The organism is Acinetobacter sp. S4397-1 (genome assembly GCF_024129285.1).
Classification (GTDB): domain Bacteria; phylum Pseudomonadota; class Gammaproteobacteria; order Pseudomonadales; family Moraxellaceae; genus Acinetobacter; species Acinetobacter lwoffii_C.
Map to the genome: position 1 here is coordinate 1 of NZ_JAMXXZ010000047.1, position 10243 is coordinate 10243.

A 10243-nucleotide genomic window follows, 5' to 3' on the forward strand; every position below is an offset into this window, starting at 1 on the left:
GTTCACCTGCATGCGCTGGATTGTTCATCATCATATTTACCTCAATGATAGTCCTGATAATCTACGATATAAGCATTACCATCTTTAAAAATGAAAGTCATACGCCAATTCGCATTAACCGTAATTGCCCAATGATCTTTTAACTTTCCTTTCAAGGGATGAAGCTTCCATCCTGGAAAGTTCATTTCATCAATACTCTGTGCTTCATTCAAAGCCGTTAATTGTCTTTTTAACTTTGTTGCATGTACTGACTGAATCCCTGCTGTAGAACTGGTTTTAAAGAAACGCTCTAGTCCCTTATGTTTAAAATCTATAATCACAAAAATTAATCCTTTGTATAGTTTTACTATACACCAAGTCGTAAAGTAAAACTATACAAGTAATACCGACAATAACAATTAATAAATGCTCTCACTCACTCCCCGATCACCCCAGCCTTCGGGCAAGCCCTCTGGGCTGATGGTGAACGTTGAGTGAGTTTCGGCAATACTCACCCTAAGAGCCTGTCAAAAGACAAAGCCCTCAGAGTATTGCCGAGAACCAATTTTGGGCTGACGGAGCCACGCATCGGTCGTCCACGACAGTAGGTAATTGTGCTTTCCTACATAGGTTGAGATTACGATTTCACACACCGCATCGACACGTTCTCAAACCGAACAGTTGGCTTATCTCTGCGAGGGTTTCCCCAACATACAATTTAAAGCGTCCCTGAACTACTCCTGACGTTGTTGCTTTGTCGATTTCCCCTAGTAGCAACTCCTGCCTTAGATGCGCTTAAATCGCTCTAAAACAATCGCTGTGGTGCGCTAGCGTCACTTGTTCCTTCCACCCACACCACATGCCGACCGTATGAAACGGACACGCAGAAGCGGGCAAAGCTCGATCTAGGATGCTTATTTGATGGTTTTAAACACGTATTAACGAAGACTTATCATTTTAGGTCTTGAACTAAACACTTTTTATTGTGAAAATAGAGTTCAGGTACAAGCCTTAGGTGAAATCATAACGGTCGCCAAACCTTATGATCTTCGTTATTCGATGCTACAACATCAAATAACTGCGTACCGCTGAATATAAAGCGAAAGCCCTGAGTGTTGCAAGACATTCAGGGCTTTTTCTTTTGTTTAACTTGCTGATTTACAAAAATCAATATTGAACGGCAAAAATATCACCGATTTTGGCTCTAATTACTTTAAAAACTCACCGACCAGTCTCCGCAGCAATCCTTTTTTAGTTGGCCTATTTTCAGCTTCTTGTTTGGGTTGTTCTAGAACAGGCTGTTCACTTGTTCGTTTTTCACTATGTTCTAGCTGTAACGATTCTGTTTCTTGAGCATGTTCGTTACTTGTAATGTCTATTTTGGGTTCTAAAGAAGGCTGATGTTCTATTCTGAGCTTATATTCATCAAAATCTTTTCTTAAATCATTTATTTGCTGCTTTAAAAAAGCTTTGTCATCTTCGGCTTTTTTAAGCTGTTCTTCGAGTAATTTTACTAATTTCAGTTCTGTATCAGAAACACTGCCCTGAACAACTTTTCGAACGTCTTTTTTAGTCATATTATCAAAAAGTCGGATCATATCTTGTACCTGAACAAGCTGCACACCATCATCGTTTAAGGTCGTGGTGAGTTCACCTTTTCGAATAGCTCGGTAGATACGAGGTCGAGTAACGTTGAACTGTTTGGCTGCTTCTACGATGGTAATTTTTGACATACAAATTAAACGCCCTGGATAATTTTTAAAGTGTCATTTTTCATTTGATAGCATTTTATGCGGCGACAGCCTATCCTGCGCTAGAAAAATAGCTCTTATTTACTCGTTTTTGCTTACTTTTGACCAAGCAAAAGTAAAGCATCGTTATGATTTTCCCTCAAACTGCACTAAACCGCACTAAACTGCACCAATCGCAAATATAAACTGCATGAAACCGCACTAAACTGCATTAAGTATTTTTGAATACTGCTCTATAGTGCGCTAAACTGCATTATCTGCTCTTTAGGCTTATACAATGTTTGAAAACTATAAAATTACCAAAGAAATGGGCTTACGCATCCTCGAATTAAGACAAGAAGATGGGCTAACCTTCCCTAAAATATCAGCAAAAATCAAAGCTGAATTTGGTGTTGATGTGGTGAGATCTTCGATTGAACGGTTCTATAAAAATTTCTTGAAAGGCAGCAGCAGGATTTTGCCTAACGATGTGGTGCATGTTCAGGTTAAGCATTCAGATCAGTTCAAGACAGAAAAACCTTTAAATAAGCCTCAGCCAGTTGTAGAAACGACCATTGAAGATTTTTCAGATATTTCCGCCTTAGATCACTTATCTGATGGAAAGGGGTTTAATCAGGTTCAAAGACCGAGTGATGAGTTACTGGGTTTATTTAATCCCAATAGACACACTAAATAATGAATATAAAACCGTCTTAAATGCGCTCTAAGCTCGTTTAAGTCGATTGGCAAGGATTAGGGTCATTATTTCAGTCCAAAGGGCTGAAATTGGCGCTGATTCATGGCGATCATTGTTATTTTTAACTAAACAAAAGTGTGGAACATTGTTCACTTATTAAGCGTGGAACATGAATAATCAATAAAAAGCCATTCCAGTGCGCTGAACCCTGGAACGGCTTGGTATAAGCTTATGATTTATATGATATAAAATAAAGCATTTCGTATAAGGTGTATTATGTTAATTTTAGAAAATCTTAATCTTTAACTAACATAATCTTCAGTTGATATCACTTGAGCATATGCAAATTCAAAAGCGGCCATTAATGTTGCATGGACATGACCAGCAGGTACTTTAACGCCATTAAATTCCAAGTCTAGTGTTGCACAAGCATCATGAATAACTTTTACCTTATAACCAAAATCAGAAGCAGCACGAACAGCAGCATCAACACACATATGGCTCATAGCACCAATCACGACTAACTCAGTCACTTGATTGCTATCTAAAATTTCTTTGAGATTCGTGTTTAAGAACGCATTGATGTGATTTTTAATGATCACAGATTCATCTTCTTGCGGCTTAACTGTGTCCTGAAATTCAATACCATTTGAGCTAGGTTCAAATATAGGAGATTCAGCATCAGCAATATGTTGGACATGAATCACTTGAGTACCCTGTTTACGGGCCTTCGCAATTACTTTCACTGCATTAGCAGCAGCTTGTTCAATATTTACCAATGGTAATTTACCTGTAGGTAGATATTCATTTTGTAAGTCGATAACTAATAAAGCTGATTTTGACATATCTATTCCTTTACTTAACTAATATTTGTTTTGTTCTGCTTAGGATTTTAAAGAAGTGGAAGTATTCCACTTCTTTAAGTTTCTTTAGAAAGAAAGCGTTTCACCATCAATAGGAATTAAAACCTTATCTTGAATCCCTTTGTCTTTTACGTACTCTGCAAGCTCAGCACGTGTTACTGACATGTGGTTAATTGCATCCATGTGAACAGCAACCACTTTAGCATTTGGTGCTTTCTGAGTTGCACGATAAGTATCTTCTTTGCCCATAATAATGGATTCTTTAAAGCCATCAACCAAGGCGTTACCTGTATTCAAGACAATCACATCAGGTTTAAATGTTTGAATCGCTTGATCAACTTCAGAACGCCAGATGGTATCTCCTGCCACATAAACAGTTTCATGGCCAGCAGCTTCAAATACCACACCCATTGCTTCACCTAATCCAGCTTTAAGCTTAGGAATACGGTACATGGCATCAGTACCGTGTTGACCACCAGTTTTAGTGAGCTTAATCCCTTCAAAGGTCGCTTGAGTTAATACACGAACATCTTTGAAGCCTTGTGACTGAATGATTTTCTGGTCTTCTTTATTCTGTACAAACAACGGCATGTTTTTCGGAATAGTCGCTTGTGCTGCATCATCCCAATGATCTAAATGGGTATGGGTCACGATTACCGCATCTACACCTTCTAAAATCGTTTCGGGCTTGATAGGCAAATCGACTAATGGGTTCCGTAAATAGCTACGATGAGTATCAGGAAAACCTTCATAGAATCCTTTTTTAGCAAACATTGGGTCAATTAAAAAAGTCGTATCAGCATAGGTTACTTTAATCGTTGCATTGCGAATTTCTTGTATATGCGTAACTTTAGAAGTATCTCGCTGAACCACCTTATCATTCGCATATAAATGGACTGAAGCCATTGCCAGAGAGAGTGCAATAACAGAGCTACTTAAAATTTTATTCATGTTCCAGATCCAATCATTTAGTCATACTCGAATCATGATAGGAAAAATTAAGCAATAAAATTGTCTTTAAGGACAATCATCGAAACTATTGGGACAACATGCTATATTTATTATTTTAGAGAGGTAGACCGAATGGCTATACCAGTGATTGGATTGTTCGTTTATCCCAATATAAATCCATTTCACTTCTCTATCCCCCATATCATTTTCAATATCAGGATTGAAGATAAACGCTTATTTGATCTGAAAATTTTTTCTATAGATGGCCAACCCGTAAAAACAGAACAGTCTATGATGATTATCCCTGATGGGGGGATCGAACTCATTAAAGAGTCGGATCTTATTATTATTCCTGGATGGGATGATTTTAATCATGAGCCTGAAGAAGTACTTATCAATGCCCTAAATTGTGCATATCAGACTGGAATTAGAATTGTAGGGTTATGCTATGGAACTTATGCATTGGCATATGCAGGGCTGCTTGACCATAAAAAAGCAGCTACGCACTGGATGGCTGAACAAGATTTTAGTGAACGATTTCCACAGGTTCAGCTTGATAATGACGCCCTGTATGTAGAGGACCAAAGGATCGTAACCTCTGCTGGAACAGGCGCAGCGTTAGACTGCTGCTTGTACTTGGTACGTGAAATCTATAATGCACGAATTGCGAATAAAGTCTCTAGAGTAATGGTGATCCCGCCTCACCGTGAAGGTGGGCAAGCTCAGTTTATTGAACAGCCAGTCGCAGAATCGAGCCAAGATGCACAAATTAATGTATTACTTGATTTTTTAAGAAAGAATTTAGCTTTACAACATAATATTGAAAGCCTCGCTGAACGGACACATATGACACGCAGGACGTTCACACGGCATTTTAAGAAAGCGACAGGCATGACCCTAGTCGATTGGCTGAATACTGAAAGAATCAGATTAAGTTGTGAACTTTTAGAAACGACAAACTTGTCTATCGAAAAGATAACCGAGCTTTCAGGTTTTAATAATACCGTGTCATTTAGAAAAAATTTTCGTGAAAAATATGGCACCAGCCCTCAGGCATGGAGAAAAGCTTTTGGGATCATTAATGAAAATAATCCCCCCATTTAACATAATGGCGGTTATACGCAATACACTTGTATATTAATTTGAAAATCAATAACTTAAAAATTTTACCCAGATCACAAAAACCACAAAAAGCCGACTTTGAAACAAGTCGGTTTCTTTTTGAGCAATTTTGATACTTCTTGCCAATAAAATTGGTTAAAAAATACTCAATTTTCGCATTTTCGCCCAAGTAACAAGACTCTTGCATCTAAAATTATCCCCAATTTTTGTGGATAAAATTTAGGCTATTTTGTACGCATATGCTCACAACAATTCCGGCCCTTTGCGGCTGTACGACCTGGCTGCAATTTCCTATGATGGATTCATCAGGAACAGGAGTTCCACACAATAATAAGAACAACGATACGCACAAGGACTGTAAGGTACGACAGGAGTTATACCGAGCGAACCAATACAAAAAACCCCGGCATCCTGCCGGGGTTTTTTATTATCTAAACTTTTTAAATTAAGGTCGGATGAGCGTCTAAAATACGAATTAAAGTCGCTGCAGGACCAGTCGGATAGCGACGGCCTTGTTCCCAGTTTTGCAGGGTTCTGGCACTGATATGCAAACGTGCAGCAAACTCTGCCTGGGTTAAGCCTGTCTTCTCACGTACTTCCTTAATATCTGGCAATTCAAGCTCAGTTACCCGGCTTGCTTTCATTTCATTGCGTTTGATGGCACCAGCTTCTTTGATTGAAGCAACCAGGTCATCAAATAAGTTGTTATCCATGAAATTGCTCCTTCACTAATTGACGCAAAATAGAGGTCTCTTTGTCTGTCAGGTTATCTTTCACAGACTTTGGATAAGCCACCAGGAAAAAGATCTGATCATCCTCTGTGACCCAATAATAGATCACCCGGATACCACCACTTTTACCTTTATTGCCTTGAGCACAGCGTACTTTACGAATTCCACCGCCATTCTTGATTAAGTCGCCCTTATCAGGCTGTACCAAGAGATCTTGCTGGAGCTGACGATACTCTTCATCACTCACAAGCTCTTTAATTTGCTTGGTAAAAATACTGGTTTCAATGAATAACATAGGTTGAAGTACGTCAATGGCGTATAAGAAGTTTAGCAGTTCTAGAATGAAAAAACGAGAGCAGTAGGCTCTCGTTTCGCATAATCCGTATTATATTAATTTTAGATTTTCTTTATAATTATTTCCATACTCATACTGATGAACTAAAAGGTAAAGACTTTATATAATTTTCCATAAAGTCTAGATCAAGTGAAGCATCATCTTTAACTGGAGCAACAAGTTTAGAAATTTTCATTCTCTCAGTATGCCATTTTCGACCATAATTAAAGCGATACTGTTCCACTTTAATTAAGGGGATAAAAAATAGTGCAATATAGACATTAAATCTACTAAATTTACTTTGCTTCGGATATAAAACATTCACATCATCTGAAGCCCAAAAATCTTTCGGTTGATAGAAGCATTCTCCAACTGAGCCGTTGTAATTCAATGTTAAAACATTCCCTTTATGTATTGGATTTTGTCCAATAAGTGCTGTTAAACCATTGTTCGAATCAGTTGAACCAATAAAAGGAGTTTCTCCTAGTACCATATCTGATTTCGTCAATCTGATACCTTTTTTTATTTCAAATAATTCCTCATAAGTGAACTCTTTCCACTTTAATGGATTTATCTGTAAATCTCCTGAAAACTTATTAATAGAGTTTTGAGCACCATCAAATACCGATATATTTGTGCTGTTAACCCACGTTGGGATATCTTCTACAGCTGGTACTTTAAGATATTTCAAAGTCCTATTAGCTTGGCGACCATAACTATACTTATCTTTATTAGCCTTAATACAAGCACAATAATAAAGCTTCTGTTGGTCTGTTAACTCTATCTTTGGAGATAGATAGTACATATCTCGCCCAGAATAGAATGGCTCATATTGTAAAAATGACTCTAGGACTGAACCACCTCCAGCAACACTAATACATCCTGCTGGGATTGGATCAACATTATCTAAAGGCTTAACTTTTGCAGATACACCGTTATTTTTTGCTGTTCTCGAAACAAAGTTAACACCATCATCACTTTGAGTTAATTTGTTGAGTTCAAGATTAACTCCGTACTTAACTTCAAAGATCTCTTGTAGTTCAATCATTTTATTCCTCTTCACTATTCGAAGAAGATGGGATTCCATGTTCACTTAACAATTTAAACATGGCGTAATCTCTTACAACTTTTTCAAAGTCACTTTGTGTAATTTGAGAGTAATCAGTTTCCAAGTATGCTTCAGCAATCCACTCATCATCATCCGTTACATACTGTGTTACTGATTCACTCGCATGTACTTCATTATTATGGAATTGCTCTAACCATCTTTCTTTTATTTGCCCCCATTTGTTATAAAGATCAATACGTCCCATATGTTTGGTCTTAACAAAGCCATCTTCTCGCCAATATCCAAACCATGTTTTTTTATAAGGTTTCTTAGGTGAAATTACTTTGCCTGTATGTATGTCAACTATTTCATCTCTCATATGTGGTTTATGAGCTTCAAAAACTACAATACAGGTAACAGTGCCTACTGGATAAAATAATTCACTCGGCATCGACATAACAGCTTTTAATGTATGGTGCTTAACAATCTCAGATTTAGCTTTACTTGGAGTAATTACACAACTAACAGGAATAATGGCGATACCAGTCCCACCTTCTTCAAGTAGATCTAACATTTCTTTTACAAAAGATAGTTCATGTAATTCAGCATCACTTTTTGATTGTGCGTATGGAGGATTTAATAAGCCAATATTTGGGCGAATAAAATCTACGCTAGAATCAGGATTCTTAATAATTTTTTGTAAAGTCGGTTCAAAGCAACTACTCTGAAATAGGTTTGCTTTACCATCTCCACGCAAAATCATATTAGAAGCCGCCAAAGCGTACATCTTAGGGTTATTTTCTATACCAATAAGCTGTCTTTTTTTAATATTATTTCTTTCATCATCCGTTACAGCTTGTTTCATCATTGCCTGCATAGCAGATATTAAGAAACCACCTGTACCAGCACAGATATCAATTACTGTATCCTTTTTTGATACTTGAGCTAAATCACAGAATAACTCCGTTATATGTCGAGGAGTTAATACGATACCTAATGCCTTTTTATCACCACCGGTATATTTTAAAAACTCTCCGTAAAAGTGTCCCACTACATCAAAATTATGATAAACACTAATAAACGGCCATACGTGCTCATTAATTTCCTTAATAATTTCGTATAAAACACCTTTAGGATATTTTTTCTTAGTCTTTGGATCTGGCTTTCCTAAATTAGGTTGAGTGGCAATACCTGCATAAGGTTGTACCATTGTTTTTTTCTTAGCTTTAGGAATGTCAGCCTCTTCTAAAACTTCATTTATGGCCTCTAACCATTTAGCAGGCATAGCCTCTGGGCTATAGACCTCGAAAGTTTGTAAAAATGGTTTATACATTAAGGCTAAAAGCGTGCCACTCACTAAAAGTGGTTTTTCTTCTTCTGAAATTTTTGCAGCAGTCCAAATTAATTCATGTAACTTTTTAGAAAATGCAATTAAGTCATGATGTCTTTTTCTTTCAACTTCAGGATCATATGAAGCTAATTTATAGTAATCATTAAAAGATACTATTTTATTAATACTTAAGCCATCTTGGTTTGCTAAGACTTTATATTCAGTACCACCGCAAGGGTAAAGAAAATTACTAACTTTCATTGATTCTGCTGTCGTACCACTAACGGCAATAGCAAGTACTGTAAATTCTTTAGATAAAGCCTTCGCATAATGAAGAACCCCATCTACAGCGCAATCTTTTACCTTGTCTAAAGAAGGACTTTCATGATATCTAGTATCGGCTTTGCATTCTATGACAATTAAAAAATTAGGATCTACTTCCCAATTAATTATAAATTCAGGATATCCACCTTTACCTGTTCCAGCTTTACTAGCTGTTTTTAATAATGTTTGAACTCTTTTAATCTGTGATTTTTGTTCTTCGACAACAATTTGATTTTCTTCAGAATAATATCCAAATTTGCGTAATTGGTCACGGACCAAATTTTCTGTAATACGTTCGTTCATTTCTTTCAGGTATGGATAAAAAAATCTTCCCGATATTAAACCGATTTCGATGGATTTTTATTATTTCTGGAACAGTTGTCTAAAAAAACCACAAAGATGAAATATTAAGTATTTAACATAAAATCTCTTATACGAAGATCGACTGTTAGAACCTATCTAAAGCTGTTTTATCTATTTCTTATCCTATTCTTTGAGTGAAATTAAATAGTGTTCAACATGTTGTAAATATTTGTCTTTTTTCTTATGAGAACCATACACTTGAACTCCTTCTTCTTTTAAAAACTCACAAAAATTTCTAGTCCTTTCTAACAGTTCATCTCTATCTTTTCTAAGCAAAAGCTCACGCCAAATACCTAGATGCGTATCAAATAGAAAAAAGATTCTAGAACCTTTTTTAAGTCTGACTTTTGAGGACTGTGATTCCAAATTAAATAAGCAATCTGCTATATCTTGAATGTTTTGCATAAATCAAAATTAACACTGGACAAAAAATGGTTGAATCTGTGGACGCTGTTTTTGTGATTCTACCCAAAGTGAATGCTTTGATTGAACACGCATTAACAGGTCTGCGCTGATCCCTAAAGCATCATGTAAGCGCAAAGCCACATCTGCTGTGATCGGTGCCTTACCATTGATAATTCTAGAAAGTAATACACGCGTAACTTGGATACGTTCAGCAAGCTCTGTAACTGTAATCGCTTGTCCTTCTTCTTTTAGGCCATCTAGCCATTCTAAAACGAGTTCACCTGCATGCGCTGGATTGTTCATCATCATATTTACCTCAATGATAGTCCTGATAATCTACGATATAAGCATTACCATCTTTAAAAA

Annotated in this window: 12 protein-coding genes; 2 read left to right on the plus strand and 10 right to left on the minus strand. The window is 36.7% G+C overall.

Annotated features, from left to right (window positions below; genetic code table 11):
* Positions 1-41: 41 nt before the first annotated feature.
* Positions 42-320: a type II toxin-antitoxin system RelE/ParE family toxin gene (locus tag NI467_RS13735; protein WP_253153411.1), complete on the minus strand. Its 279-nt coding sequence runs from the start codon at positions 318-320 to the stop codon at positions 42-44.
* A gap of 867 nt (positions 321-1187) precedes the next feature.
* Positions 1188-1712 (minus strand): plasmid replication DNA-binding protein, encoded by a 525-nt coding sequence (locus NI467_RS13740; RefSeq protein WP_253153412.1) that lies wholly within the window; start codon positions 1710-1712, stop codon positions 1188-1190.
* Positions 1713-2007: 295 nt separating this feature from the next.
* On the opposite strand from NI467_RS13740, the gene NI467_RS13745 reads away from it, so the two are divergent.
* Complete coding sequence (locus NI467_RS13745) at positions 2008-2406, plus strand: hypothetical protein (protein ID WP_253153413.1); 399 nt, start codon at positions 2008-2010, stop codon at positions 2404-2406.
* 302 nt (positions 2407-2708) lie between these two features.
* On the opposite strand, the gene NI467_RS13750 is transcribed toward NI467_RS13745, so the two are convergent.
* Positions 2709-3251, minus strand: a complete 543-nt coding sequence (locus tag NI467_RS13750; protein ID WP_005176773.1) for a cysteine hydrolase family protein — start codon at positions 3249-3251, stop codon at positions 2709-2711.
* Between the two features lie 84 nt (positions 3252-3335).
* Positions 3336-4220, minus strand: a complete 885-nt coding sequence (locus NI467_RS13755) for an MBL fold metallo-hydrolase (protein WP_004733158.1) — start codon at positions 4218-4220, stop codon at positions 3336-3338.
* Positions 4221-4352: 132 nt separating this feature from the next.
* Here NI467_RS13755 and NI467_RS13760 point away from each other — a divergent pair, with 132 nt between their 5' ends.
* Complete coding sequence (locus NI467_RS13760) at positions 4353-5324, plus strand: GlxA family transcriptional regulator (RefSeq protein ID WP_004733159.1); 972 nt, start codon at positions 4353-4355, stop codon at positions 5322-5324.
* A 458-nt stretch (positions 5325-5782) separates the two neighbouring features.
* On the opposite strand, the gene nadS is transcribed toward NI467_RS13760, so the two are convergent.
* The 6 genes from nadS to NI467_RS13790 form a co-directional block, all read right to left on the minus strand.
* On the minus strand, positions 5783-6055 hold the full coding sequence (gene nadS / locus NI467_RS13765; RefSeq protein ID WP_004896911.1) for a NadS family protein: 273 nt from the start codon (positions 6053-6055) through the stop codon (positions 5783-5785).
* A complete protein-coding gene (locus NI467_RS13770; RefSeq protein WP_000897309.1) occupies positions 6048-6368 on the minus strand; it encodes a type II toxin-antitoxin system RelE/ParE family toxin in 321 nt (106 codons plus the stop codon). Before NI467_RS13770 ends, nadS begins: the two co-directional genes overlap by 8 nt.
* A gap of 130 nt (positions 6369-6498) precedes the next feature.
* A complete protein-coding gene (locus NI467_RS13775; RefSeq protein ID WP_253153414.1) occupies positions 6499-7455 on the minus strand; it encodes a restriction endonuclease subunit S in 957 nt (318 codons plus the stop codon).
* A gap of 1 nt (position 7456) precedes the next feature.
* Complete coding sequence (locus NI467_RS13780; RefSeq protein ID WP_253153415.1) at positions 7457-9412, minus strand: class I SAM-dependent DNA methyltransferase; 1956 nt, start codon at positions 9410-9412, stop codon at positions 7457-7459.
* A 183-nt stretch (positions 9413-9595) separates the two neighbouring features.
* Complete coding sequence (locus NI467_RS13785) at positions 9596-9877, minus strand: hypothetical protein (RefSeq protein ID WP_253153416.1); 282 nt, start codon at positions 9875-9877, stop codon at positions 9596-9598.
* Positions 9878-9886: 9 nt separating this feature from the next.
* Positions 9887-10183: a HigA family addiction module antitoxin gene (locus tag NI467_RS13790; RefSeq protein ID WP_253153417.1), complete on the minus strand. Its 297-nt coding sequence runs from the start codon at positions 10181-10183 to the stop codon at positions 9887-9889.
* Positions 10184-10243: the final 60 nt, after the last annotated feature.